The sequence below is a fragment of the Nonomuraea sp. NPDC051941 genome (genome assembly GCF_044593615.1).
Window position 1 is genome coordinate 14,437 of sequence record NZ_JBIUCF010000022.1, and the last position, 25,838, is coordinate 40,274.

At 68.8% G+C, this 25,838-nt stretch carries 25 protein-coding genes and 2 pseudogenes; 10 read left to right on the top strand and 17 right to left on the bottom strand.

Going from position 1 to position 25,838, the window contains the following annotated elements; genetic code table 11:
• Positions 1-13 precede the first annotated feature (13 nt).
• Positions 14-1,525: an SMI1/KNR4 family protein gene (locus ACIHFD_RS32845; protein WP_397370185.1), complete on the bottom strand. Its 1,512-nt coding sequence runs from the start codon at positions 1,523-1,525 to the stop codon at positions 14-16.
• A gap of 614 nt (positions 1,526-2,139) precedes the next feature.
• On the opposite strand from ACIHFD_RS32845, the pseudogene ACIHFD_RS32850 reads away from it, so the two are divergent.
• Both ACIHFD_RS32850 and ACIHFD_RS32855 read left to right on the top strand, forming a co-directional pair.
• Positions 2,140-2,400, top strand: a pseudogene (locus ACIHFD_RS32850) (DUF6192 family protein); the annotation flags it as partial.
• Between the two features lie 261 nt (positions 2,401-2,661).
• Positions 2,662-2,889 (top strand): hypothetical protein, encoded by a 228-nt coding sequence (locus ACIHFD_RS32855; RefSeq protein ID WP_397370186.1) that lies wholly within the window; start codon positions 2,662-2,664, stop codon positions 2,887-2,889.
• 401 nt (positions 2,890-3,290) lie between these two features.
• Here the strand turns inward: ACIHFD_RS32855 and ACIHFD_RS32860 are convergent, their stop codons facing one another.
• Positions 3,291-4,283, bottom strand: a complete 993-nt coding sequence (locus tag ACIHFD_RS32860; RefSeq protein ID WP_397370187.1) for a hypothetical protein — start codon at positions 4,281-4,283, stop codon at positions 3,291-3,293.
• Positions 4,284-4,439: a hypothetical protein gene (locus tag ACIHFD_RS32865; RefSeq protein WP_397370188.1), complete on the bottom strand. Its 156-nt coding sequence runs from the start codon at positions 4,437-4,439 to the stop codon at positions 4,284-4,286.
• 150 nt (positions 4,440-4,589) lie between these two features.
• Between ACIHFD_RS32865 and ACIHFD_RS32870 the strand changes: the two genes are divergently transcribed.
• The 4 genes from ACIHFD_RS32870 to ACIHFD_RS32885 all read left to right on the top strand — a co-directional run bounded on the left by ACIHFD_RS32870 (position 4,590) and on the right by ACIHFD_RS32885 (position 7,633).
• On the top strand, positions 4,590-4,934 hold the full coding sequence (locus ACIHFD_RS32870) for a helix-turn-helix domain-containing protein (protein ID WP_397370189.1): 345 nt from the start codon (positions 4,590-4,592) through the stop codon (positions 4,932-4,934).
• 65 nt (positions 4,935-4,999) lie between these two features.
• Positions 5,000-5,377: a hypothetical protein gene (locus ACIHFD_RS32875; RefSeq protein WP_397370191.1), complete on the top strand. Its 378-nt coding sequence runs from the start codon at positions 5,000-5,002 to the stop codon at positions 5,375-5,377.
• Between the two features lie 803 nt (positions 5,378-6,180).
• Entirely contained in the window at positions 6,181-6,600 is a 420-nt protein-coding gene (locus ACIHFD_RS32880; protein WP_397370192.1) for a hypothetical protein, read from the top strand.
• A gap of 112 nt (positions 6,601-6,712) precedes the next feature.
• Positions 6,713-7,633, top strand: a complete 921-nt coding sequence (locus ACIHFD_RS32885; RefSeq protein WP_397370193.1) for a hypothetical protein — start codon at positions 6,713-6,715, stop codon at positions 7,631-7,633.
• A gap of 475 nt (positions 7,634-8,108) precedes the next feature.
• Here the strand turns inward: ACIHFD_RS32885 and ACIHFD_RS32890 are convergent, their stop codons facing one another.
• The gene (locus ACIHFD_RS32890; protein ID WP_397370194.1) at positions 8,109-9,077 is read right to left on the bottom strand and encodes a GlxA family transcriptional regulator; all 969 of its coding nucleotides are present in this window, start codon (positions 9,075-9,077) and stop codon (positions 8,109-8,111) included.
• A 95-nt stretch (positions 9,078-9,172) separates the two neighbouring features.
• Between ACIHFD_RS32890 and ACIHFD_RS32895 the strand changes: the two genes are divergently transcribed.
• Together ACIHFD_RS32895 and ACIHFD_RS32900 are read left to right on the top strand one after the other, a co-directional pair.
• On the top strand, positions 9,173-10,018 hold the full coding sequence (locus ACIHFD_RS32895) for a dienelactone hydrolase family protein (protein ID WP_397370195.1): 846 nt from the start codon (positions 9,173-9,175) through the stop codon (positions 10,016-10,018).
• Positions 10,019-10,151: 133 nt separating this feature from the next.
• A pseudogene (locus tag ACIHFD_RS32900) lies at positions 10,152-10,963 on the top strand (Tn3 family transposase); the annotation flags it as partial.
• A 100-nt stretch (positions 10,964-11,063) separates the two neighbouring features.
• Here ACIHFD_RS32900 and ACIHFD_RS32905 read toward each other — a convergent pair.
• A complete protein-coding gene (locus ACIHFD_RS32905) occupies positions 11,064-11,648 on the bottom strand; it encodes a DinB family protein (protein ID WP_397370196.1) in 585 nt (194 codons plus the stop codon).
• A 257-nt stretch (positions 11,649-11,905) separates the two neighbouring features.
• On the opposite strand from ACIHFD_RS32905, the gene ACIHFD_RS32910 reads away from it, so the two are divergent.
• Entirely contained in the window at positions 11,906-12,298 is a 393-nt protein-coding gene (locus ACIHFD_RS32910) for a hypothetical protein (protein WP_397370197.1), read from the top strand.
• A gap of 60 nt (positions 12,299-12,358) precedes the next feature.
• Here ACIHFD_RS32910 and ACIHFD_RS32915 read toward each other — a convergent pair whose 3' ends face one another.
• The 8 genes from ACIHFD_RS32915 to ACIHFD_RS32950 form a co-directional block, all read right to left on the bottom strand.
• Positions 12,359-12,928, bottom strand: coding sequence for a TetR/AcrR family transcriptional regulator (locus ACIHFD_RS32915; RefSeq protein ID WP_397370198.1), 570 nt, complete (start codon positions 12,926-12,928; stop codon positions 12,359-12,361).
• Positions 12,929-13,216: 288 nt separating this feature from the next.
• Positions 13,217-14,572, bottom strand: a complete 1,356-nt coding sequence (locus ACIHFD_RS32920) for a sensor histidine kinase (protein WP_397370199.1) — start codon at positions 14,570-14,572, stop codon at positions 13,217-13,219.
• A gap of 65 nt (positions 14,573-14,637) precedes the next feature.
• On the bottom strand, positions 14,638-14,898 hold the full coding sequence (locus tag ACIHFD_RS32925) for a hypothetical protein (protein WP_350730390.1): 261 nt from the start codon (positions 14,896-14,898) through the stop codon (positions 14,638-14,640).
• Positions 14,899-14,944: 46 nt separating this feature from the next.
• Positions 14,945-15,511, bottom strand: coding sequence for an NADPH-dependent FMN reductase (locus ACIHFD_RS32930; protein ID WP_355196270.1), 567 nt, complete (start codon positions 15,509-15,511; stop codon positions 14,945-14,947).
• Positions 15,512-15,792: 281 nt separating this feature from the next.
• Positions 15,793-16,464, bottom strand: a complete 672-nt coding sequence (locus tag ACIHFD_RS32935; protein WP_397370200.1) for a nitroreductase — start codon at positions 16,462-16,464, stop codon at positions 15,793-15,795.
• Between the two features lie 207 nt (positions 16,465-16,671).
• Complete coding sequence (locus ACIHFD_RS32940) at positions 16,672-17,142, bottom strand: MarR family transcriptional regulator (protein WP_350730396.1); 471 nt, start codon at positions 17,140-17,142, stop codon at positions 16,672-16,674.
• A gap of 60 nt (positions 17,143-17,202) precedes the next feature.
• A complete protein-coding gene (locus ACIHFD_RS32945) occupies positions 17,203-18,099 on the bottom strand; it encodes an RNA polymerase sigma-70 factor (protein ID WP_397370201.1) in 897 nt (298 codons plus the stop codon).
• Positions 18,100-18,176: 77 nt separating this feature from the next.
• A complete protein-coding gene (locus tag ACIHFD_RS32950) occupies positions 18,177-19,352 on the bottom strand; it encodes an NAD(P)/FAD-dependent oxidoreductase (protein WP_397370202.1) in 1,176 nt (391 codons plus the stop codon).
• A 166-nt stretch (positions 19,353-19,518) separates the two neighbouring features.
• Between ACIHFD_RS32950 and ACIHFD_RS32955 the strand changes: the two genes are divergently transcribed.
• Positions 19,519-20,295, top strand: a complete 777-nt coding sequence (locus ACIHFD_RS32955; RefSeq protein WP_397370203.1) for an NAD(P)-binding domain-containing protein — start codon at positions 19,519-19,521, stop codon at positions 20,293-20,295.
• A gap of 12 nt (positions 20,296-20,307) precedes the next feature.
• Here ACIHFD_RS32955 and ACIHFD_RS32960 read toward each other — a convergent pair whose 3' ends face one another.
• Genes ACIHFD_RS32960 through ACIHFD_RS32975 form a run of 4 tightly spaced genes read right to left on the bottom strand, consistent with a single transcriptional unit; the run spans position 20,308 to position 25,824 of the window.
• Complete coding sequence (locus ACIHFD_RS32960) at positions 20,308-22,398, bottom strand: dipeptide ABC transporter ATP-binding protein (RefSeq protein WP_397370204.1); 2,091 nt, start codon at positions 22,396-22,398, stop codon at positions 20,308-20,310.
• Positions 22,395-23,276 carry an ABC transporter permease gene (locus ACIHFD_RS32965; protein ID WP_355196280.1) on the bottom strand — a complete coding sequence of 294 codons (882 nt, stop codon included), beginning with the start codon at positions 23,274-23,276 and terminating at the stop codon, positions 22,395-22,397. The genes ACIHFD_RS32960 and ACIHFD_RS32965 overlap by 4 nt, the downstream gene beginning before the upstream one ends.
• Before the next feature lie 4 nt (positions 23,277-23,280).
• Positions 23,281-24,228: an ABC transporter permease gene (locus tag ACIHFD_RS32970; RefSeq protein ID WP_397370205.1), complete on the bottom strand. Its 948-nt coding sequence runs from the start codon at positions 24,226-24,228 to the stop codon at positions 23,281-23,283.
• Between the two features lie 12 nt (positions 24,229-24,240).
• Positions 24,241-25,824, bottom strand: coding sequence for an ABC transporter substrate-binding protein (locus ACIHFD_RS32975; RefSeq protein WP_397370206.1), 1,584 nt, complete (start codon positions 25,822-25,824; stop codon positions 24,241-24,243).
• Positions 25,825-25,838 lie beyond the last annotated feature (14 nt).

Consider the following 25,838-nt stretch of genomic DNA (forward strand, 5'->3'; position numbering starts at 1 on the left):
CTGGTGTGCTGGGTCATCGATGGCCGTAATGGATTTGCTGGGCGGTGGGCCGACGGTCAACCGTATGGGCGTTGAGCTGGGCCGTCCAGTCGGCGACTTTGTCGTACGGGACCTTGCCGGCCAGGAACGCAGCCGCGAGCGCAGGCATCCGATCGGTATGCGCCCACAACTCCTGCCACTGCTCATAGCGCAGCGCCAGGTACAGCAGTCCCTCCAGTTCGGCGATCACCCGAATGCCGCGGGTGGACGCGCGGGACAGATCCAGTCCCTCCAGGTGGGGAAGGGTGCGGAGCGTGCCCAGGTCAACGGGGTCAGGCGTGGTCAAGGTCACGGCCCGCAGGGTCGGGTGGCCGGCCAGCGGGGCCAGGTCGATCGTCTTGAGATCGATGTCGAGCGTTTCGACCGGAGCTTCATGTAGCGCCGTGAGGTCGGCGGACCGGCAGCGGGACAGCTCCACCACCCGCAAGAAGGGGGCCTGGCGTGCGAGCTGGAGGTCGGCTTCGTTGTCTTCGGTCACCCGCAACGTCTGCAGGTGTGTGCCTGCGCCCTTGGGCGGTTCCGGAACGTCGATCCACAGGTCGCCGTCCTCGCCGATCCTGTGGTCGCCGCGAGCGAGTGCGTCCACATAGCGGCGGAGCAGGGTCGTCACCGAGTCGGCGACATATGTGGGTCCGTGGTAGTGGCCGGAGCCGATGCGGATGACCTGCCCGGGCCGGCCCCCGCTGGCCGGATCCATGTCCACCGCGAGGTAGTTACCGTCGGTCCCGATCACGAACGGGATCCAACCGCGCCGATCCACCGACCGCCGCACCGTCCCGGGAGGGTCGGCGTCGTGGACGAAGGGCCTGAAAGGCTGGTCTCTCCAGCGGGGTGGTGCCCAATGGCGGTCACCGTCATGCACCGCAACCACTCCGGCCGCATCCATCCACCATGACAGTCGCCCGAAGAGTCCGGCTTGCCCATCGCCGTCGGCCACGCCGTACAACGCGCGCAGATCTGCCGGAAACGCCACGTTCAGCCTGCTCTCCACCTCCTCCAGCCGCGCGGGCGGCAGCGGGGCGGGCAGTATGCCGCAGGGGTCGTCCAGCATGCCGCCAAGGAGCTCGGCTCGCCGCCCGAGGTACTCGCGCAGCAGGCGGACGGCCTCCTCTGGGTCGCCCGCTGGTGTGGGGTTCACGGGCCCGTCCTGCTCATCCCCGGGGTCGGGCGGGAGAGTTTCAGGTTCGAGCACGTACATAAAGCCACGTTTGGGATGGCTCACCCTGCTCACCCCGCGCCCGGTGACCGCCTCGAACCTTCCGGAAGCATCGACGGTCAGCTCGATGGTCAGGCCCTGTTCTGAGGCACCTGACGCCCTGTACGCCTGGCGCAGGCAGCGCCGCAGATCCACTTCTGCGGTGTATTCGTCACTGGCGGCCAGCTTGTACGACACACCAGCAAGCCCGACGCCCTGCTTGTCGGCAAAACCGTTCGCCGTCGCCCGCAGCCAGCCCTCCGGCGCCGCCCCGGCGATCTGTCTGCACATCTCACGAAGAATCTCGGAGAGCTCTGAGGTCTTCGGTCCGTCCGACATAGGAACGCGCACTCCGTCCGGAAAAGATCAACCAACGGGTAGTTCCTACCATCTCGACCAGACAGCGGCAGACCATCCGATCAAGATGAGCCGTGGCGTGGTCCACGGCGGCGCTTCGCGCAAAGGACTTCCGGAGGATGTTCATCACGGACGCGGTCCTCAACAGCCTGCCACCGCGACATCAACGTCACCATGTCCTTCACAATTCACATGATGGCCCGCGCGCTGCCCGGGCCATCATGCGCGTTCTCATCCTCATGAACGCTCTGCTGCTCCGCCAACTGAGATTGTGCTCGCTTCGATCACCGGGCCGGTGGCCCGGCAGGCCGGCACGGGCGGATCACGATCGCCGATCCCCTGGAGCGCCTTTGAGCCGGGTGCCGCTCGGGGCTTTCGGGGATCCGTGCAGAAGGCTGTGAAGCACCGGCTTGTCCGTAGTTCTCTTCGCTACTGTGCATTTATTCCGTACTCGCGTGCGCGACGGTGAAATCCCTGCAGGTGGCTGAGCGGTCCATGCGCGACGATTTGGCTGAACACATGGTCAACCGGGCGCCGTCGAGCATGCTCAGCAGGTCGGCCAGGAGGTACGGCAGCGTACGCCCGCCCTGCCCCGCATCGAGCGCAGCCGCGACTTCCTCGACCTCGTCGGGGCGTGCTCCCTGTTCGTGACCTCGGTGGGCCGGGTACTACCCGGTCTTCGCGACCATCGGTTCACCGAAGACGAGCGCGCCGCGGTGGCGCGCGTCCGGGCGACCGCTGACTGGCTGGAGGCGGCCATCGAATCGGGGGACGTGAGCCTGGCCCGGTTGCTACACGGGTGCGTCTGACTCTCACGAACTGCTCCTGTCAGCGGCGAAATGTCCTATGAATGTCCTGCTGGTTACCTGGCGCCAAGTCTTCTTGGACATTAGCGTAAATGACACACGGGTGACGAAATTATCGGCACCTCCAGACATACGTCTGTCTTCAATCGCGCGGAACCGAATTGGCTGTCGCTTCTCTGCTGGGCAAGTAGTGGTCGCCTATTCCGGTTCCGTGCTCGATATGGCCGGCCGTATGACGAAGAAACGACGAAAGGAAGCGGAGAAATGAAGCGAAACGTCACCGCAAGAATTGCCATTACCGCGATCGGCGGCCTCGCGGCTCTGCTGCTCTCCGTCAGTCCCGCACAGGCCAAGGAGACGGCAGGTCACTGGTACGGCCCCTATTCCACTAAGGGAATTTGCGAATACTGGAGGAACGGTGTGCAGGCAGGTGGGACACAGACCCATCCCTGCTTTGATGACCAGGGCTGGTACTTCTGGGCAGCGTCCTGAGTGGTCAGTACTCCCGACCGCATGCCCATCGCCAGGCAGGCAGATTCCAGAAAGGTCCGTCCGGGGCACTGAGCCATCACCGTTGTTCCTCGTGTCACGGTGAGCCCGAAGTCCGATTGGTGTGGGGAACTCGCGCGCAGCCAGGTCGAAATCACTTACTCCACGGCATGCCATAGTTTCGGCAAGCCGTGCTGCCGGACCAGTCACCACTCACCCTTTGAGTCACGGCGAGTGGTGACTTGGGGCCGGTCGCCGCGTCGAGCAGGGTGACGTTGTCCCCGAACCCCAGTTTCTCGGCGACTGCGCGCCGAACGGGGCGGCCGTAGGCCCATCCATCAGGGCAAACAGCTCTCGTCATCGAACCGAAACGAAGATCAAGTTCAGAGCGCCAATTTCTGCACTCAGCCTCCTCGAAGGCCGGCTCGCGCGAGCCGGGGGGTTCGGGTCGTGCACGCGGTGGTCACGGAGTTCAGGCATTCTTCCGGGTCGTCAGCGGCGGGGCAGGGCGCCAGGCCGGTCAGCTCGCGCAGGCCGCGCTCCCAGCGCAGCCAGACTCCCAATGACAGGCCGTTGCTCTGGCGTCGGCAGCCATCGAGCGGGCAGAAGCCATGCCCTGCCTCATCGCCTTGATCGCCGGTTTTCCAGCAGCAGTTCCCCCGCCCACGTGAGCGTCGACACGGCGGCGCCCGCCAGGAGCCCGGCCCAGAACAGAGCCTGTTCGGCGGCCTGCTTGCCGGGGATGGAGATGAGCCGGGCGTGCGGCCCGGCGAGATATCCCCCCGGTCGGAGTCCCCGGCCGGCTCATCGGGGTCAGCCCGCCACTCGAGGCGCGTCGTGGGCTCGGGGACGGTCTCCGGGCTGGGTTGGTACCAGGCCAGCCGCAGCGGGTCGGACCTGTCGCGGCCGTACTCGGTGCCGGACTCCACGACGCTGTCGAGCGGCATGCGGCCGAGCTGCCAGGAGATGTGCGTCTCGTCGGCGTTCGTGGCGCCCCCGTACATGACCGATGGAGCGGCGAGCACGGTCGTGTATCCGCGGGAGATCACAAGTGGCTTCCTCGCCCGCCCGCTGATGTGGACGGGCTCCAGGAGCAGGGAATCCGCGCCAGAGCGGCAGAGTTGCCCGTCGATCACCGATGTGACCTGCCGAGTCCGGTCGTTGAGCTCCATCTCCGACAACCGCGCATCGCCGTCGAGGGTGATGCGATAGCCATAGCACGGCGGAGCTCCCCTTGTCGCAAGGCCGGTCATCACGAACTCGTACGTGTCCGGCCCGCACTGCGCCAGCTCCTTCTCGTCGAGCGCGATCCCCTCCGCCTGGAGTTCGGCGCAGGGGCCCGCCTTGACGGCCAGCGTGAGGAGGTCGAGGGCGCGTTCGCCCTCCGGCACGGTCACCTACACGCCGATGCTCCCGTCGAAGCGGGTGTACAGGGGCACGGGCGCGGCGGTCTGGTACAAGTTCCAGGCAGCCGCGCCGAGCAGCGCGGACAGCGCGAACATCCCGATGATCAGCCGGTGACCGCGCGGGCGCCTCGCCGCCGGCCCGGGCACCGGGAGATCCTTCTGAGGCCGGCCGAGGGGCGCCCTGGCACAGGTGCCGCACCGTCAGCCCCACGAGCACAGCGAGCCGGAGAAGTCCCACGGCTTTCAGGTTCGCACGGCCCGGCGCCCAGCGACGGAGAGTCCGCGGAGCTCCGGATAATGAATTCGCCGCCCTGCCGCTACCGGCATCTGCGCCGGCATCCACAAGCCCAACGGGCAGAGCATCGTGGACAAGGTGCTGTTCATGGTCGCAGCCATGGCCGCCGAGATGGAACGCGACCTCATCCAGGAGCGCCCACTGGAGGGCCTGGACGCCGCCCGCGCTGCCGGCCGCGTCGGCGGTCGCCCGGTGATGGTGACCATGGACGTGCTCGCCGCGACCGCGGCCAGTCCGTCACCCAGATCGCCCGCGAACTCGGCGTCGGACGCTCCACGCTGTACAGAGCACTCGAAGGCGACAACTCACCCGCCGCCGAGCTGGTCGACGACATCCACCGGCCCTGACAGCGTCCACCAGGACCGCGTTCCATCAAGGGGAAGGACACCCCATGAGCCCCACCATCCGAACCGTGCTTGTGCCAGACCTGGACAACGACCTGTGGCACGTGCTCAACGAGCTGGAAGAGCTGCTGCTCACCTACGCCGTGTGGGAGAACACCGGCCAGGTCGAGCCCGGCGAGCTACCCGCCCCGCTCGCCAACGGCGCCGCGCTGGAGGCACTGCGACGACTTCAGACCGCGCTCGCGCCCACGCAGGGCGAGCGCGCCATCAAGAGGCCGGCACCACCGGCCGCCTGCTCGCCCCGGACGGCCGCTACGAGCTCGCGCCACTGCGCCTGGTCGACGTCGACCAGGCCGACATTCAGGTCCTGGCCGCCGCGGCCCGGGTGCTCGGCGACCCGCCCGCGCACGAGCTCGTGCGCGATGGCCTGGAGGCCGGCGGCGTGAACATGTCCGGCCCCGAGCTCGTGATGGCCGCCGGCCGGGCTGCCGGACTTCGACGACACCGCCGACACCGAACTGCTGCGCGATCGCCTGGCCACCGCCGGTCCCGCCGCCGACGTCGTGCTCACCCCGGCCGAGGAGGACGCCTACCGGCGTACCGTCGACCGGCTCGACGGCATCTGGGCGCTCGGCAACCCGGTCGCCAGATTCATCTACGACGGCGGTCGCTGACCACCCCGCCCCACCGGGCAGAGGACCTGCCGTCCAAAGAACTGGAGGGCTAAATCGACAGCGCCCATCGATATGCGGCCAGGTACGGGTGAGTCAGCCGCTGACGTCCAGCCCTGGCGGCCGTCAGATAGCCCCAGGCCGGCGCATGCCCAGCCCGCCGCCACTCCGCGCTTGAGATGGGGTTCCCAGTTGTCGCCCAGATGGGCGAACCAGGCGATCTTCGCGTTCCACGTCGCGTCGATGTCCGAGGTGCGTAAGGCAGCATGGATGGCCTGCTTGGCGGCCTTCATGTCCGCTCAAATCTCGTTATGGTCGCGAGGGCTCGTTCCGTGCCGGACCGCGACAGTGACGTGACAGTGAGAAGGCAGAGGGGCGAAAGGCCACCGCGATAGTTTCGCAGGCAGAAAGGCAAGTATCGCCCAAGGGGCGTGACGTTGACCTGCAAGGACCTGAGCATTCTCCAGGGCCTCCGACGAGTACTGCTCTCTCCGCCCGCTCAACTCCGCCCGACTGACGACCGGCGTTGGTACCTGCAGACGGCTTCTGCGGCGTACCGGAGACGAAAGGGGCAACACGTGAACGGGAAAATCCGTGTGGGTATTGCTGCGGCGGCCCTCGGCATCGGCTTCGCTATGGCACCGACCGCCGCCTCGGCAGCGCAGCAGGCTCCCACCGCCGCGAAAGCGGACACCGGGGCGAAGAACGCCGCGGCCTGTTCTGCGGTACCCGACCGAGGATGGGTCCTTTTCTACCAGCACTCCGACTGCCAGGGCGCCTACCAGGGCTGGACGACCTGCGGCCGGCACTTCTTCACCGGCCCCATGAAGATGCAGGCGAGCTCGTACTGGGACAACCAGTACGGCGGCGCCTACGTCTACGCCGATGTGACCGACGACCTCGGGCACCCCGCCTTCCGCACCTGGCCGGGGACCGGTGTTCGCAACGTGGCCATGGACGAGAACGACCGAAGCTATGCGGCTTGGCTCAACTGCTGAGGCCGGCCCGTCCGGAATGTAGCGCAAAGCGTCGTCCGGGGTCAGTCCCACTGGTCCCGGCGGCGTGCGGACCGTCCCCGTTCTTGGTCCCGGCTCTCAGGAGGTCGCCACCGTGGCCGATGGTCGCATGCTCGGCGCCCTGATGCTGTCCGTCTTGGCGGTGCTCGTCGGTTGCGGAGGCGGCCCTCCGGAGGCGGGAGAGAAGCTCCTCGGGAAGACCATTGATCTTGACCAGGTCGACTACCCCTTGGCCGCCTTCGAGTTGACCGAGGCGGAGCTCGAAACCACCCTTCGGGCGAGGTATCTGCTGACTCAGCAGTGTGCCGACAGGTTCCACGTCAAACTGCCTGCTTGGCAGTCCGGTCGCCATCGGGTACCGCAGAACGACCGGTACGGCATGTATGACGTACGTACCGCCCGTACCTGGGCGTACTCCCTCGACGCGCCGCCGGTCGCTGCCCCTCTGTGGGAAGACCAGATTGACAGGAAGTCCCGGCTGTTCCAGATCGTCAGCGGCGTGGACGAGCAAGGGCACCCGGCCCGGATCGCCGGCCTCCCCCAGGGCGGCTGCCGCGGTGCGGCAAACCGCCGGCTCGAGCGGGGTGAGACCGCCTCCGCCACGGGCAAGGCGAGGAACCCGGTGCCAGAACTCGAATCCAGAGCATGGAAGACCTCGCGGAAGGACCCGGGCGTTCAGAGTGCAGCTGCCGAGTGGAAACGCTGCATGACCCGGAGGGGACACGACTACGAGGACCCCGTCGAAGCCCCCTACTCCTACTGGACCTCCCAACGGATGGCCGCGCATCCGAATCCGACGAAAGAGCAGCGGAAACATGGGATCCCTCCCACCGAAGCCGAACGCCGGGCCGCGCTCGACGACATCATGTGCAAAAACGAGTCGGGCTTTGTACGCAGTTGGCTGACCGCCGATCTCGCCGCGCAGCGGCAGTTGATCGCGGAGAATCGCCCCCAGCTCGAAAGGAATAGCCAGCGCCTCGACAACATGCTGAGGAACGCCGCAGAGGTGCTGTAGCCGCCAACGACTGTTCCTGGGTTCCTCGACCCCGATCTCCCCTGTCGTAGCGATGAGGGCTTTGTTGTCGGCCTGCGACAATCGGTGGAGTGGGTTGGCGCGCGGCGGTTCGGACGTGCGCGAACTGCGGCCTCCCTCTGCCGGAGGACTCGCGGTCGTCGCGGCGGTACTGCTCGCCTGCGTGCCGGGCGAGCAGTGGCGTGAGCTGCGGCGATCGCCGAATACATCGTGGCGCTCGATCCGCCCACACCCAGCGGCGCACTACCGCGGCCACCACGGCAGCCGACACCACGCAGCCCGACCTCGATACAGACGCGCTGACCGTGCTCACCCCGCTGGCCACCACCAGCATCCCGCTCACCCGGCCTCGGTGCTGGTGAGGTCGCGTATTCAACTGTCGCGGGTTCTCAATGCAGAGGGGCGCGGCAGTAACTGACCATGATCTCTAGCGGCAAAACGGCTTCATGCGCCTAAATCAGTCAACACGGCGGAAGGCCGCGCGGTAGTCCCTCGGGCGTCGTCCAGTGTGCTTGGCGAAGAGGGCGGCGAACGTGCTGGGGTCCCTGTATCCGACCGCAGCGGAGATGCTGCCGACGGTTCGGTTCGTGGCCTCAAGGAGGTGGCGGGCGCGACGGACACGCGACGATTGCAGGTACTCCAGCGGGCTCTGGCCGGTCTCGTCCGCGAAGCGCCGCAGCAGCGTCCGAGTGCTGACCTTGAACGTGTCCGACAACGCGGCGAGGTCGTATCGGGTGGCAAGGTTTTGGTCGAGCCATCGCATGACCTTGTGGGAGAACGCGTTTCCGGGCTGCGGAAGACATTGCGCGTCAACGTATGGGGTCTGGGACGATCGCGCATCGTCGACGAGCGCCACCCGCGCGGTTGTCCGTGCCACGCCGGCACCACTGTGTTGACGGATCAGATCCAGCGCGAAGTCGTACATGGCGCTGAAGGCCGCCGTTGTCGTCACCCCGGTGTCGGTGACGACCAGACGCTCAGGCCGGACGTCAGCGTCCGGATAGCGTCGAGCCAGTTCGTCCGCGAGGAGCCAGGCTGTCGTGGCACGGCGTCGGTTGAGGAGTCCAGCCTCGGCGAGCAGGAACGCACCGACACAGATCGAGACGACGACAGTGCCCGCAGCAGCGTGTGAACGGATCGCCGCAATTTCAGGGGCGAGGGGTGCGAGCTTCGCGTCCACGTCGAGGCCCGGCACGAGCTCGAACCCTGGCACAACAAGGACATCTACCTCGCGCAGCGGAGAGACGTCCAACACCGCACCACCCGATGCCGCGACACGACGACGAGGCGAAACGATCGACACCTCGTATCCAGAGCCGTCCGGACCGGCAACGTGCGTGGCCATCGTCAAGAGATCGGGGACGCCGAATACCTCGGACGCGAAGCAGCCTGGATAGGCCAGGACCCCAACCCGCAGCGCGCTCACGCTCGCCTCCTCACCATCAGCCTTTGGCGAGATTACCGGCATACATGGCGATATCGCCTCTCGCCCTCGCGGGGGCATCGGTCCACGCTGTCACCATGAGCGCTGCCAGCGGACGACTTGACGACATGATCACGGACTTCTCCCGCCGACTCGTGGATGTGGAGGGGGTGGTGAAGACGGTGTACACCGCGGGTTCCGGGCCGGCCGTCGTGTTGATGCCGGAGATGCCCGGCATCAGTCCTGATGTCCTTCGACTGGCGCGGTGGGTGCGAGATGCGGGCTTCACCGTTTATGTCCCCTCACTCTTCGGGATCGACGGTGCCTATCCCACGGTGGAGGGTGGTACGGAAGTCGTCCGCCGCGCGTGTGTCAGTGCCGAGTTCCGCGCGTTCGCCGGGGGCGGCACCAGCCCGGTCACGGCATGGCTACGTGGGCTGGCGCGCCAAGCCCATGCCGAATGCGGCGGTCCGGGAGTCGGCGCGATCGGATTGTGCTTCACCGGCAACTTCGCTCTCACCATGGCGCTTGAGCCGGCTGTCATCGCGCCAGTGGTCAACCACCCGTCGCTGCCGCTGGACGACCCTGCCGGACTCGAGATCAGCGACGAGGACGCGCGCGCAGTCCGAGACCGCATCGCGCGCGAGGGACTGAAGGTCCTTGCCTACCGCTTCGCCGACGACCGCTGGTGCACCGGCCAGCGCTTCGCCGCCTACCAGGCGCTCCTCGGCGACGCCTTCGACGGCCGTGTTCTTCCGGGCAGTTCCGCGAACACCAGCCCGCCACCGTTCTTCGGCGACGTGGTCGGGTCCCCCCACAGCGTGGTCACCGCCCACCTCGTCGACGAGGACGGACATCCCACGCTGAAGGCCAGGGACGAGATCATCGTCTTCCTGACCGACCGCTTGAGCCCGTTCGGACATTCCGAGACGACATACGGCTGAGCGGCGGGGGTACTGGTGAAGTCACCTATTCCGACTATCGCGAGTTCTCGATGCCGAGGGCCGTGGTAGTGACTTTCCGTGATGTCGGCGGGCTCTCGGACAGCAGGTGCGCGCGGAAGGGCGAAGTGGGCCTGCGCCGTCGCCGAAGTACTTCGGGTTTCAAGCGGGGCATCACCTGGCTCAACGCCGTCAACGACCAGGTCGCGGGCATCGGGCAGATGGTCGTCCCGGGCACCCCGCGCGACTCCCAGCACATCCTGGACGCGCTGCTGAACCTGGACGGCGGGGTCAAGCCGGAGATGGTGGCGACCGACAACGCCTCGTACTCCGACATGGTGTTCGGCCTGTTCAAGATCCTCGGCTACAACTTCAGCCCGCCGTTCCGCGACCTGGACGACCAGCGGTTCTGGCGGGCCACGATGCCCGGCGTCGAGACGGGCACGTACGGCGCGGTGGAGGACCTGGCGCACAACCGCGTGAACCTGAACAAGGTGATCACGCACTGGCCGGACATGGTCACCAACCAGGTCCGTGCCTACGACCTGCTGCGCGTGATCGACCCGGTCGACGGCACCTACCGGAGGCAGATGAACCGGCAGCTCACCGTCCAGGAATCCCGCCACAAGCCGGCCCGGGACGTGTGCCACGGCAAGCGCGGCGCCATCCACCAGGCGTACCGGGACGGCATGGAGGACCAGCCTGGTTCTCAACGCCATCGTGCTCTGGGCGACCCGTTACATCGACGCCGCCGTCGCCCAGCTCCAGGCCGAGGGCCACGAGATCCGCGAGGAGGACATCACCCGGCTCTCCCCGCTCAAGCACCGCAACCTGAACCTGCTCGGCCGCTACAGCTTCACCGCCTCCACCCCGGCCGCCGGCGCCCTGCGCCCGCTGCGCGACCCGGACGCGCCCGAGCTGGACGAGGACGACGAAGGCGTGGACTGAACGCCCACATCGGGTGACGCGGGCATATCAGGTGGCCGGGGTGCTCGGAAATCGCAAGCGCCGGTAGGGAAACTGATGTCAGGCTGCCTGGTATGTCTACCTAAGCCTTGATTGGTGCGGCCGTCCTGGCGGCCTGCTCGATCTTCGCGCAGTAGGCTGCACGGGCTTCCTCGTCGATCGGCTTCTCGTGTTCGGGGCGCACCCCGGTCCGGCCGTCGAGGCCCTCGCGCAGGATATCGGCGTGCCCGGCATGCCGGTTGGACTCGCCGAGGACATGGACCATGACGGCGAACAGGTTCGTGTTGGGATAAGGCTCCGGCCACCACGGCACGTGGCCGGGGGCGTCGAGCGGAAGCTCGTTGATCGTCGCGTCCGAGTGTTCCCACGTGCGCCGGTAGAACCCGATGATCTGATCGCGGGTCTCGTCCTCGGTCGCCCACAGATCGCTGCCGTCGGAGTCCTGCCACCGAGGCAGCGGTTCCGGGGAAGGGCGGTCGAAGACCTCGCCGAAATACCTGGCCTCGACGAGGGCCACGTGTTTGACCAGGCCGAGGAGGTTGGTCCCGGTCGCTGTCAAAGGTCGGCGGGCGTCGTATTCGGACAAGCCGTCGAGTTTCCAGAGCAGCGCCTTGCGGTCCCGCCGCAGTCTCCCGTGCAGGTTGTCTTTCGCGAATTCATCGATCATGCGGCATGAGCCTGCCATGGGCTGCTCGTGGTCTCAAATCCCGTACGTGGTCCGCAACGACTGGCAGGGCCGAGGCCTGGCCATGGCCGCCGTTGTTCACGCTCACGGACGGCACTGCCTCGGGGCGAAGAGCGGGCGCCGTCGCCGGCCTCTGGCGGCCGCGAGGGCGTAGGGCCGAACGGGGTGGCGGGAAACGGGCAGGCTGGACACCCTCACCAGGGTTCAACCCTGCGACCGACGTCCTCCACCGCGACCAGGTGGCGCTGCGCATCCACGACGGCGCGTTCTCCGCGATGGACCTCACCGCCCGTCACCCGCGCACCGGGGAGTTGCTGTCCACCGTGAAGTTCATGGTGCAGACCCTCGCCGCCGCCGGCGAACTCCAGCGCGACCTCCAGCGCGAGCTGACCTACGACGGACTGCGAGCCGCCGAGGCCAAGGGCAGCAAGGCCGGGCGCCGCCCCGCCGTGGTGGCCGAGGAGACCGACGACGTCCGCACCGCGTACCTGGAGGGCCGCTCGATCGGTGCCCTCGCCCGCGACCACGGCGTCAGCCGCGGCCCCTTTCTTGCGTATTCGGTTCCACCCCTTGCTGGGTGTTTCGTCATGCCTTCCAGGCGCCAGGGATCGCCGAGACGTGACACGACGTGACGAGCATCGGCCCGTTGCCCTTCCGCGGCCGGGCGACATCGAGGTCGAAACGATCGGCAGTCAGGACGCGTCGTCGGTGAAGTGCGACAGAACCATCTCGACCAGTGCGGCGATGTCGGCATCCACCATCGGCTCGCCGGTCATGCCCATCCGGTGGAGCAGGGTTCCGACGACGACGTCGATGAAGAACAGGACCCGGGTCTCCGGCTCGCCGAGCGCCTCCTGGAGCGCGAGCCGGTAGGGGTCCTGCAACCGGGCGGACAGGATCTCGCGCAGGGCCGGGTCGCTGACGGCGTCGCTGAACACGCCGGCGAACGCGTCGCCGACCCCGGGCTCGCTGATCTTCCCCGCGATCCAGCGGATGGCCGAGGACATGAGCTCGGCTCGACCGGTGCCCTCCAACGGCACCGGGCCGAACACGTCCAGGAGGCAGTCCACGATCAGCGCGCCCTTGGACGGCCAGCGGCGGTAGATCGTCGTCTTGGCGACCCCGGCCGCGGCGGCGATGCGGTCGACGGTGGCACGCGCGTACCCGAGCTCCTGGACCGTGCTCAGCGTCGCGGCGAAGACCACGTCGTTGAGGCCGGCGCGCGGGCGACCGGGTGGTCTGGCGGATGCGGTCGAGGTCATGCCCACACGATAAACCATTGCGCTACCAGCGGTATCGATACTTGCGGTGCGCAATTGCCGGGCTTAGGTGGCGCTGCTCGGCCGTGGGCTCCCGGTCCGCGTGAGCCGACTTGGCCGTCGCCACTCACCTGGTCCTCTTGTCCGTCATCGCCTGGCTCTGGACGACCGGCCTCGAGGATGCTGAGTGCAGAAATCAGCGGTAACGACATGCGACTTCTTCGCCTGTTGGCGGTCAGGGCAGCGGTTTTGCCTTGCCGACTGTGGTCGTGCAAGCGCTGCGGCGTGTGGTCAGGCGCCAGGGTTCGGCGGGGCGGCCTGCTCGGCGGGGGTGCTCAGCGGCAGGCGCAGGACGAAGCCGGCCCCGCCGATCGCGGCCTGCTCGACGTGCAGGGTGCCGTGGTGGGCGGTGGCGATGTCCCGGGCGATGGCCAGGCCCAGGCCGGTGCCTCCACGGTCGCGGCTGCGGGCGGCGTCGAGGCGGACGAACCGCTGGAAGATCCGTTCTCGGTCGACCGGGGGCACGCCGTCGCCATCGTCGCTCACCACCAGCTCGGCGTGCGTTGCCGAGCTGCGAAGCCGTACCCGCACCTTGCTGGTGGCGTGCCGCTGTGCGTTGTCCAGCAGGTTGGTCAGCACCCTTGCGATCTGTCCTGGTACGGCGTCGACGACGACCCGTTCGGCCAGGTTCAGGGCTGCCGGGTGGCGATCGGCACGCCGGCCGGTCTCGGTGTGGATCAGGTCGGTCAGATCGACGTGCTGAGTGGCCTGGGGAGCGGCGGCGTCCAGCCGGGCGAGCAGGAGCAGGTCGGTCATGATGTCCTGAATCCGATCCAGGTCCTCCAGCGTGTGCCCGATCAGGTCGGGCAGGTCGGTGTCGCGGGGATGCATCTGGGCCTCCTCCAGGCGCACGCGCAGGCCGGCCAGCGGGGTGCGCAGCTCGTGGGAGGCGTCGGAGGCGAACTGGCGTTGCCGCTGCAGCGCCTGATGGGTCGAGGCTTTGGCCTGCTCCAGACGTCCGAGCGTGTGGTTGACGGTGCGCGCCAGTTGGGCGATCTCGCCGTGGCCGTGCGGTTGCGGGATGCGGATGCTCAGGTCGCTGACGTTGATCGCGGCCAGCTGTGCGCGGATGAGCTGGATCGGGCGCAACGTGCGGCTGGTGATCTTCCATGTCGCCGCGGTGGCCAGGAGGATCAGCAGCGCGATCTGGGCGATCCAGAGCAGTTGGAACGTCCGGGACGGCGCCGCGGGCGAGACCATCCGGCCGGCGTAGATCACCGGGGAGGTGGGGGCGGGTGAGAGGCGGACGGCGGCCAGACGCAGGCACTGTCTGCCGCTGTTCTTGTCGCACACCTCGACGTCGGCCTGAGGGTGGTCCGGGGAGGGTCGTACCTGGCTCAGCGGGTTCCGACCGCGTGCCGCGGGGGAAGCGGCGATGACGCGGTGATCGGCTCCCACTACCTGGATCAGGTCGATGCCGGGTGTTTGCGTCTCGATCGTGCCGGTCAGATTCCGGCGCCCGGCCGCGGCGGCGGTGATCCCGGCTTGCTCGCGGGCGCCCGACCAGCCGGGGTCGGCTGACGCCTGCCCGGCGGCTGACGCTCCGACCATGCCCATCGGGACCAGTACGGCGATCGCCGTGGCCAAGGCCAGGACGGTGAGTCGGGCCGGGGTCGAGCGCAGGCGCGGCCACCGTGGCGATGAGCCCGGACTCATGACGTCATCTCGCCGCTTCGCAGATCGCCCGGCGCGCCGCACGCGTGCGCGAACCTGCCAGGCGCTCGGCCGTTCAAGGCTCGCCGGCGGCGGTATTCCTCCTCGTCGATCTCATCGCGGATGAACAGGACGAGCAACTGCCGTTCCTGCGGCGAGCAGTCCTGGCACGGGGCCGGTGTCCGCCTGTACAGCGACACCATGGCCAAAGCCGCGGCGATGGCCGTGGTGAACAGGATCTGGCTGACGATCAAGGACATGGTTCTCCTCCCGGCGGTGATGATGAAGGCTCGCTCTCAGGGCGGCCTACAGGTCCGGGATGTCGTGGTGGTGGCGCCGGATGTGCGCCGTGAAGGCCCGCATGTATCCGGTCAGAAACTCGGCGACGGACGGCACCTGGATGTCGCCCTCGTCGTTGATCAGGCCCTTGGTGAACTGGATGTAGGCCTCGGGCTGACCCAGCACCGGGGAGTTGGTGAAGGACAGGATGGTCTTGAGGTGCTGCTGTGCGACCGCGGTGGAGATCTGGCCGGGTGAGGCCCCGATGATCGCGGACGGCTTGCCGTTCAGCACGTTGGATCCGTAGGGCCGGGTCGCCCAGTCGATGGCGTTCTTCAGCGCGCCCGGTACGGACCGGTTGTACTCGGGGGTGACGAACAGGAGGGCGTCGGAGGCTTTGATCGCGTCCTTGAACTCCTGGGCCACGGCGGGGTAGTCCGGGTCGTAGTCGTAGCTGTACAGGGGCAGCTCGCCGATGGGGATCTCCGTGAGGCGGAGTTCCGGCGGCGCGAGGCGGCTCAGAGCCAGAGCGAGAGTCCGGTTGATCGACTTCTGGGACAGACTCCCGACGATGTAACCAACGATGTAAGTCATTGCGTTTCCTTTCAAGAAAAAGAGGCGGGAAGGAGGCCGTGCCGACGAGGTCTTCGGGCTGCCGGCCGCGTCGTGCTCACAGCAGTGCCGGGGAACGTCTTGCGCACCTGTTCGGTGACGGCGAGGCCCGGGGGGATCACGTCGGCGGAGATGCCGTAGCCGCCCAGTCCATGGGCGAGCCGGCCGCGACGTAGGGGGTCCGGAGCCGGATGTGACGACACGTACTCATCAGTCGAGGAGGGGGTACGTGCCGGTGAGGTTGATCTCGAGGACGCGCGGGGCTAACCCTCGACGAACGCGACCGTCTCGTCGAGCGGCGCCCGGCCCGTACGGACGTACTCCACCGTGACGTCCTCGAACCCGATCGACATGCCACAGAAGAGGATGAGGCCGTCCGGGGGTGACAGGATCTCCGCGACGGTCCTGCGATACACCGACCACGCCATCTGCGGGCAACTGTGCAGCCCTTCGGCGCGCAGCAGCAGCATGACGGTCTGCAGGTACATGCCGACGTCGGCCCATTGGGGCGGGCCCATGGCGCGGTCGATGTAGCAGAACAGGGCGGCGGGCGCGCCGAAACACTGCCAGTTCTCGGCAGCGGCCCTCTGGCGCGCCTCCCAGTCCTCGCGCACGATGCCGAGTGCGCTGTAGCGCTCCTGGCCGAAGGCGGATCGGCGCTCGTGGTACGGGGTCTTCAGCGTGGGCGGGTACATCTCGTACTCGCGATCGTCCCAGGGGTCGCCTGCGGCCAGGCGCTTACCGGCGCGCTTCTTCAGCTCGGCCAGCGGCTCGCCGGTCAGCACGTACGCGTGCCATGGCTGGAGGTTCGATCCGGACGGCGCCCAAGCCGCGGCGGACAGCACGCGCTCCAGCACCTCCCTCGGGACAGGCCGGTCGGTGAATCCGCGCACCGCCCGCCGGCTCGTGACTGCCTCATAGACGTCCAAGATCACCTACCTCCTCAATGCATTGATTTCACTACATCCGAGACTGTATCACCAGTGATGGTATCATTCAATACTATCTGGTGACCGTACGAGCCCCGTGCATCGCGGAGGGAATGAAATCAACGCTAGCCGATGAGGTGCGCAACGCTGCCGCCAGGGCAGGGTCCCCGCTCGAAGCCGGCGCGGCGCCGGGCAGCCGGCACACGGGCGCGCTTACGCCTCGCCGTCCGCTGGATAGGCGAACCGGGTCAGCAGATCCCTCAGGAGCTCGGCCTCGCCGGGCCCCAGCGCGGCAACCAGGCGCGCATCCACCGGCTCCGCCGCCACATGGGCCGCATCGAAGAGCTCGACGCCTTGAGGCGTGATCTCCACCGCCCGAACCCGTCGGTCCCCCGGAACGCTCTTGCGTACGGCCAGCCCCTTACGCTCCAGGTCGTCCACGACCCGCATGATTCCGGCCTTGTCCGACCCGGTCGCCGTCGCCAGGTCCCGCTGCACCGTGGGCCCGCGCTCGATCAGTACGATCAGCACGGCAAAATGCCGCAACTCTATGCCGAGCGGCCGAAGCGCCTCTGTCATCACCGTGGCCGCGCGCCAGTGCGCCTGGCGCAGCAGCAGACCGAGAGCGAAAGGTGATGCATCCCCAGAGCGGTCGGTCGCTCTGGGGGGAACGTCGGCAGCCATCAACCCAGGCTACCAGCTATATTCTCATTCGATACGGTATCGCATGAGCTTAATGCACGGTCAGCGGGAGGTAAGAGGGGTTTCGGACTCGACGCGGGTGAGCTTCTCGGGGTTGCGGACGTAGTAGAGGCCGGTGACGCGGGCGTTCTCCACGCGGAAGGCCAGCACGCCGTCGATCACGCCGTCCAGGCGCAGGATGAGCCCGGGGTTGCCGTTGACCGTCGTGGGCTCACTGGTGAAGGTGCCGCCGGCCTTGGCGACACTGCCGGCCATGTAACCGAGCACCTTGTCCGCGCCGACGACCGGCCGCAGGGCCGCCAGCTTGAGGCCGCCGCCGTCGCTGACGAAGACGACGTCCGGGGCGAGCACGTTGAGCAGTCCCTGCAGATCCCCGGTCGCGAGCGCGGTCCGGAACGAATTCAACGCCGCCCGGGCTTCTTCCGGGGAAGCCGGTGTGCGCGGCCTGCGGGCGTCGACGTGCCGGCGGGCGCGGTAGGCGATCTGGCGTGCGGCGGCGGGGCTCTTGCCGATCGCGGCCGCGATGTCGTCGTAGCCGATGTCGAAAACCTCGTGCAGCACGAAGACGGCGCGTTCGGTCGGTGAGAGGGTTTCCAGGATGAACATGAGTGCCAGCGACAGGTTCTCGGACAGTTCGACGTCCTCGGCCACGTCCGGCGCGGTGAGCAGGGGCTCGGGCAGCCAGGGGCCGACGTAGGCCTCCTTGCGCCGTTTGAGGGTGCGTAGCCGGTTGAGTGCCTGCCGGGCCGTGATCCGCACCAGGTAGGCGCGCTGGTCCTGCACCTGCGCCAAGTCGACCTTGACCCACCGCAGCCAGGTCTCCTGGAGGACGTCCTCGGTGTCCGCCGCCGATCCGAGCATCTCGTAGGCGACGGTGAACAGCAGGTCGCGGTGGGTGACGAAGGCCTCGGTCGCGGGGTCGGTGGCGTGGTCGTTCATGTCGTGCGCTTCACTCTCTCGCGGTCGGCCCCACGTGCCGGAAGCAGGTCGTCGAAATGTACCCGGTCCGAAGGCGGCTAGGCCGCGCCTCGTTCCGGCCTGGGCGTTTCGAGGCGGTCGGTGCTGTCGCCGCGGGATGCGCGGGAACCGGCCTTGCGTGCCCCGGACACCAACAGATCGAGAGGGAACCGGCAGGCGAACTCCTTGATCTTGGCACCGAGTCGCCCGCTGATGTGGAGCCCGTTCACCTTGTCATCCAGGTAGGAGAACTGGGTGACGCCCGCGTTCCGACCGAGGCTGATGCACTGCCCGGCGAACATCAACCGGACGGGAGCGGGTGCTTTCCCCGCGATCCGGCGCAGGATTGTGGCGGCGGCCCCCGCACCCAGTTGCACGGCGGCCTGGCAGCTCATCCGGAAGGGCCGGTCCGTCATCGCCGCCGCGTCCCCGGCAGCGATGATGCGCACGTCGTCCACGCTGGTCAGCGTCGCGTCGGTGAGCAGGCGGCCTTCGGTGTCGGTGCGCAACCCGCTGCGGGCGGCCAGGTCCGGGACACGGAACCCCGCGGTCCAGATCGTCACCGCGCTGGGCAGCCGGCGGCCGTCGTCGAGCTGTACGGCGTCGCGGGTCACTTCCGTCACCCGCGCGCGGGGACCTTCGAGGACGGTCACACCCAGCTCGGCGAGCCGTCGGGCGACCGGGCGGCGGCCCCGGGCATGCAGGTAGGGGCCGAGCACGTCGCCGCAGACCAGGGTGACCTCGCGGCCCAGTTCGGCCAGCTCGGCGGCGGTCTCTATGCCGGTCGGGCCGGCTCCGACCACGGTCACCGGAGCCGTGGCGGGCGTCGCGGCCAGCGCCGACCGCAGTCGTTCCGCCCTTTCGAGGTCCGACACCGAGTGAGCGAACTCTGCTGCTCCGGGCACGCCGGGATCAGCGGCGCCGCTGCCCACCGCGTAGACGAGGTAGTCGTAGGAGACCGTGCCGCCGCCCGCCAGCGACACCCGGCGCTCGGCGGCGTCGATCCGGGTCGCGGTGTCGACCACCAGCCTGACGTTCCCGCCCAGAACCTCGCCGAAGCCCTCGACCGCGTCATCGGAACCGGTCACGAGCTGGTGCAGGCGGATCCGCTCGACGAAGTCGGGACGTCGATTGACCAGGGTCACCGACACGCCATCGTGCCGGGCCAGGCGATTGGCCGCCATCACTCCCCCGTACCCGCCGCCGACCACGACCACCTCGACGTTCCCGTTCATGATGCCTCCCTCGTGTTATGGACTCGGCATGGAGACACCAGCCACGCATCCGGCGTAACGGCCCGCGGATGAGACATAGCGCACATCGAACGCAGCGGAAACGCCCCTGCGCGGCCGGCCTCCTGGCGGTCATGCTCCTATGGAGAAGATCGCGACAGGTAAGACGATGGAGGAAGACACAGTGAAGCGCATCGGCATCATCGGGGTGGGCGAGATCGGCCGAGCCATCGTGGCGGGCCTGTGTGAGGGAGCCGACCGGTCCCCCGAGGTGTTCCTCTCCCCCCGGGGAGCCGGCACGGTCGCGGCGCTGTCCGAGCGCTACGAGAGCGTGCGGGTGTGCGCCGGCAACCAGGAAGTGGTGGACGGCTCCGAGGTGGTGATCATCGCCGTACGCCGCCAGGACCGGCACGAAGCGCTGGCCGGTTTGAGGGTGGACGGCGACAAGGTGGTGGTCAACGTGATGGCCGGAGTCGGCAACGACGACCTGCGCCGGACGCTCGCCACCGACGCCCCGCTGGTACGGGCCATCCCCCTGCCCACCGTACGCGAACGCCGCTCCGTCACGGTGACGTACCCGTCGCACCCGGTGGCGAACTCCCTCTTCGAGCACCTGGGCGGGGTGCTCCCGGTCGCGGACGAGGCGGCCTTCAACGTCTTGTCCGCACTGACGGGAACGCTGACCACCCACTACTCGTATCTCGCCACGCTCACGTCGTGGACCGTCGGTCACGGCATCGACCCCGACGAGGCGGACCGCTACATCCGCGGCCTCTTCCAGGGGGTCGGCCGTTCGCTGAGCGACGAGACCCGTTCGCTGCACCAGCTCGCGGCCGACCACGAGACCCCGAACGGGAACAACGAACGCATCCGCACCACCTGGTTCACCCCGGCCAACGCCGAAGCCCTCAACAAGGCCCTCGACGACCTCCTCGCCGATCTCTGAAGCCCGGTGAGTTCACCGCTGTCCGCCGGTCGCCACCAGCTCCCCGGCGAAGTGGCACGCGGCCAGTTGCCCGCCCGGGGTCTCGGCGAGCTGCGGCTCCTGCTCGGCGCAGATCGTCCGCTCCGGATGGGCCAGCGGGCCGATCGGGCAGCGCGTACGGAAACGGCAGCCCGACGGCGGGCTCTTCGGGCTGGGCAGGTCGCCGGTGAGCACGATGCGCTCGCGGCCGCGCACCGTGGTGTCGGGCACCGGCGAGGACGACATGAGCGCGACCGTGTACGGATGCTGCGGAGCCGCGTAGACCGCCTCGACCGGGCCGGTTTCGACGATCTTGCCGAGGTACATGACGGCGACCCGGTCGGACAGGTGCCGCACGACCGAGAGGTCGTGCGCGATGAACAGGTACCCGAGGCCGAGCTCGTCGCGCAGCGACTCCAGCAGGTTGATGATCTGCGCCTGGATCGACACGTCCAGTGCCGACACCGGCTCGTCGCAGATCAGCACCTGGGGTTGGACGGCCAGCGCGCGGGCGATGCCGATGCGCTGGCGCTGCCCGCCGGAGAAGGCGTGCGGGTAGCGGTCCAGGTGCGACTCGTTCAGGCCGACCCGCCGGATGAGCGCGTCCGCCTCCGCTGCCCGTTCGGCGACCGGCACGCCACGCATGTCGAGCGCCTCGTCGAGCGACTGCCTGATCGTGCGGCGCGGGTTGAGCGACGCGTACGGGTCCTGGAACACGTACTGCACCGTGGAGCGCAACGCCCGCGCGCCGGCCGGGGAGAACGCGTCGACGCCGTCGGATCCGACGCGGACCGTGCCCGCGGCCGGCCGGTTGATCCCGACGACCGTCCTGGCCAGGGTCGACTTGCCGCACCCGGACTCGCCGACCAGGCCCAGCGTCTCCCCGCCGGCGACCGTCAGGCTCACCCCGTCCACGGCGTACACGGGCTGCGACCGGCCGAGCAGGCTCCTGCGGCCGGAGGCGACGTCGACCCGGAGGTTCTCCACGCTCAGCAGCGGGGTTCGGGCCTGTTCGGCCCGCGCGGCCGGGTCGGCGGTGACGAGCGTGAGCGGCGGTATGGGCGTGCCCTGATGGGTCACCCAGCAGGCGGCGGCGTGCCCTGGCGTGGCCAGGGGCAGCAGCTCGGGAACGTCGGCGCGGCAGCGGTCCTCGGCCAGCCGGCAGCGCGGGTGGAAGGCGCACCCGGGCGGCAGCGCGGCGGGGTCCGGCGGGGCGCCGGGGATCGCCGGCAGCCGGTTGCCGCCCGCGGTGTCCATCCGCGGCATGGCCTTGAGCAGGTCGGCGGTGTACGGATGCTCCTGCCGCGCGAAGATCGTCTCGACCGGTCCCCGCTCCACGACCCGGCCGCCGTACATGACGACGACGTCGTCGCACATCTCGGCGACCACGCCCATGTCATGGGTGATCATGAGTACGGCGATGCCCAGCTCGTCGCGCAACTGCTTGAGCAGGCGCAGGATCTGCGCCTGGATGGTGACGTCCAGGGCCGTGGTCGGCTCGTCGGCGATCAGCAGCGACGGCGAGCCCGCCAGCGCGATGGCGATCACGGCGCGCTGGCGCATGCCGCCGGAGAACTGGTGCGGGTAGTCGTCGATCTTGCGTTCGGCGTCCGGGATCCCGACCTGCCGGAGCAGTTCGAGGGCCCGTGCGCGGGCCGCACGCCTGCCCGTGCCGTGCACGGTGAGGGCTTCGACGATCTGCGCGCCCACCGTGAGGACCGGGTTGAGCGCGGACTGCGGGTCCTGGAATACCATCGCGATCTCGGCCCCGCGGATGCGGCGCATCTCCTCCTCGGAGAGCCCGAGCAGGTCGCGGCCGCCGAAGCGGATCTCGCCGGCGGCGATCCGGCCCGGTTGGGGCACCATCCGCAGGATCGAGCGGGCGGTCACCGACTTGCCCGAGCCGGACTCGCCGACCACGCCGAGGATCTGGCCCGGTCGCAGGGTGAGATCGACGTCGTTGACGGCGTGGACGATCCCCGCGCCGGTCGCGAACTCGGTGCGCAGCCCGCGGACCTCGAGCAGGGCGTCCGCGTCGGGACGCGCCGGGGCCGCCGGCGCGGCGCCGTGGGGGTGAGTGGTCATTTGCGCAGCACCGCCTTGTTGAGCGCGTTGGACAGCAGGGTGAACGCCAACGCGAGGAGCAGCAGCACCAGGCCGGGGCCGAGCACGTACGCGGGGTGCACCTCGATGTAGCGGGCGCCGACGTTGAGCATCGCGCCCAGCGACGGGACGGGCGGCTTGATGCCGAGACCCACGATGCTCAGGCCGGACACGATGAAGATCGCGACCACCATGTAGACGGCGGCGCCGACGACGATCGGGTCCATGATGTTCGGCAGCACGTGCCGCACCAGCACGGTGCGCTTGCGCACGCCGAGCACCTTGGCGGCCAGCACGTACTCGCGTTCCTGCTCGACCTGGAGCCCGGCCCGCGACAGCCGTCCGAACCCGGGCAGGCCGCTGATCAGCACGGCCACGAACAGCGAGAGCCAGCCCGTGCCGAGCACGAGGACGACGCTCATGCCGAGCACCAGCCCCGGGAAGCCGAGGATGATGTCGAGCGCGCGCTGCATCGCGGCGCCGAGCAAGCGCGAGACCACGCCGGTCAGCCCCATGAGCGTCCCGATGACGGCGCTCACCGGCACCGCGGCCAGGATGAGGCTCAGATCCGTACGGAGGCCGTAGATCGTACGGGCGAGGATGTCGCGGCCCAGCTCGTCGGTGCCCATCCAGTGCGCGGCCGACGCACCGGCCAACGAGTCGCCGCTCTGGTCGTCGTACCCGCCGGGGAACAGCACCGGCGCCAGGAGGGCGACCGCGACGAGGGCCAGCAGCAGCCCGGCGCCGAACGCGCCGCGCGGGGTGCGCAGCGCGGTGAGGTACTGTCTCAGCGCCCCGGCGCCGGGCCGGCGCGGCACCGCCGGCGCGGGGGTTCCGGGTGCGGTGACGGTGGTGGTCATGGTTTCACGCTCCCAACCTGACGCGGGGGTCCAGGACCGCCATGGCGATCTCTGTGAGCAGCTGCACGACCACGGCGATCAGCACCGTGCCGACGATGATCACCTGTACGAGGTTGTAGTCCGCGCTGAGCACGCCCGACACCCCGAGCTGCCCGATCCCGTTCCTCGCGAAGATCATCTCGATGACGACGGCGCCGGCCAGCATGTCGCCGAACCGCATGCCGATCGTGACGGCGGCGGGCCCGAGGCTGTTGCGGACGACGTGGCGCAGGGTGATCCACCTTCGTGGCACGCCCTTGGCCACGGCGAGGTCGACGTAGTCCTGCCGCCACGCGTTGTCCATCGAGGACTGGACGAGCATGGCGACGTGGCCGCCCATCGGCACCGCCATCGCCACCGCGGGCAGGATCAGGTACTGCAGGCCGATCACCGGATCGTCCAGCACAGCCACCTCCCCGCTGATCGGCAGCAGGCGGAAGACCACCCCGAACAGGATGATCAGCAGCAGGCCGAACAGGAAGGGCGGCATCGCCAGGAGCACGGTGTTGCTCGCGTCGGCGGTGAACCGGGACAGCCGCGAACGCGCCGACCCGGCGAAGATCCCGAGCCCCAGCGAGACCGCGATCAGGAGGATCGTGGCCGCGACGGTCAGCTCGAACGTGCTCTCCACCCTGCTGCCGATCAGCTCGGCGACCGGGCGCTTGAACTGCAGCGACTGGCCCAGGTCGCCGGTGAGCAGCCCGCCCATCCAGTGGACGTACTGCTCGGCCAGGGGGCGGTCCAGCCCCATCTCGACGCGGATCGCCGCGACCTGCTCCGCGGTGGCCTCCGGCCCCGCCGCGATGGCGGCCGGATCACCGGGCGCCAGGCGGGGCAGGAGGAAGGCGATGGCGGTCGTCGCCACCAGGACGAGCAGGACCGACGGCAGGCGCCGGATCAGGAAATGGATCATGCTCGGCCTCGTTCACCGGGTGAGGTAGGCGGCGCGCATGGAGCGGCCGTAGCGGCTGACCAGGATGTCCCTCGCGGCGTCCGCGCGCACGACCGTGGCCGGCACGATGGCGATGGTCTGGAGGAAGGCGGCGTCGAGCAGGTACTGCGAGAGGTCCTTCAGGCGCTGCGCCGTCTCGCTCTCGTCGGCGCTGTCGATCAGCGCCTGCGCCCGCTCGCGGTAACCGGCGTCGGCGTAGTTCGAGGTGTTCTTGGCCGGCCGCAGGTCCGGATATCCGTACAGCGAGAGCGCCGGCGGCAGCTTGGCCACCGCGGTCCAGGTCAGGAACGCGGGCCCCAGCTTGCCGGCGATCCTGCGCGGCTCGAACTCCGCGGGGGGCAGTTCGAGCGCCGACGGACGGAGGCCGACGTCCGTCAGGTTGCGGGACACGATCTCGATCACGTTGCGCGGCACCGGCAGCGCGTGGACGGCGATCTCGACGCGGGCCCCGGCCGCCCCGGCGTCCTCGATCATCTTCTTCGCGCGGTCCGGCTGGTAGGCGTAGGTGGCGGCGAGCTCCGCGGGGTAGCCGGTCGCGTCCTCGCTCCACGGCAGGCTGGTCGTCGTGCCCACCCCGCCGAAGACCTGCTGGTTGATGCGCTGGCGATCGATCGCGTAGCCGATGGCCCGGCGCACCTCGGGCTTGTCGAAGGGCGCCTTGGTGACGTCGAAGCCCAGCGCGTACACGAGCCCGTGGTTGAGGTCGAGGTGGAACTTCTTGTCGTCGACGACCGTCTTGGCGTCCTGGATGTTGAGCCCGTTCGCCAGGTGCGCGCGGCCTGAGCGCAGCGCCGCCAGCTGGGCGGTGGAGTCGCCGATGACCGTGAGCTCGATGCCGTCGAGGTAGGGCAGCCCCTGCTCCCAGTACGCGTCGTTGCGCGTCATCTTGATCTCCGTGCCGGCCTTGTAGCCGGACCAGAGGAACGGTCCCGTGCCGATGACCTTCGACCCGTCCGCGAGCCCCTTGTAGCTCTCGCGGTCGATGATCGGTGTCGAGTCGAGGATGTCCAGCACCACTTCCTGGAGCGGCCGCGGCGAGGTGATCGTGACCTCGTGCTGGCCGGTCGCGCTCGCTTTCCAGCCCTTCATCGCGCCGCCGAGCGTGGCCAGGCCGTCGCCCGCCATCTCGCGTTCGAGGGTGAACACGACGTCTTCCGCGCCGAAGGCACGGCCGCCGTGGAACTTGACACCCTCGCGCAGCGACAGCACCAGCGTCCGGTTGTCGTCCCGCAGCTCCCACTTCGTCGCCAGCAGGGGCTGCGGCTTGTTGTCCTGGTCGACCATGACCAGCGTCTCCAGGACATTGCGGTTCCAGAAGATGTTGCCGGGGCGGCCGGTGAAATAGGCCGCGGGGTCCGGCGGCGCGGCGACCGTGGCGACCAGGGTCCCGCCGCGGGTCGGGCCGCTCACCGCGCCGGCCGTCTTGCTCTCGTTCACCGCGGAACGGCATCCGGCCAGGCCGGCCGCACCGAGGACGGCCAGCCCGCTGAGGAGCGTCCGGCGCGACAGGGCCGAAGCACCGGGGATGGAATCGACGTGGCGATTACTGGGGTACATCGCTGCACCACCTC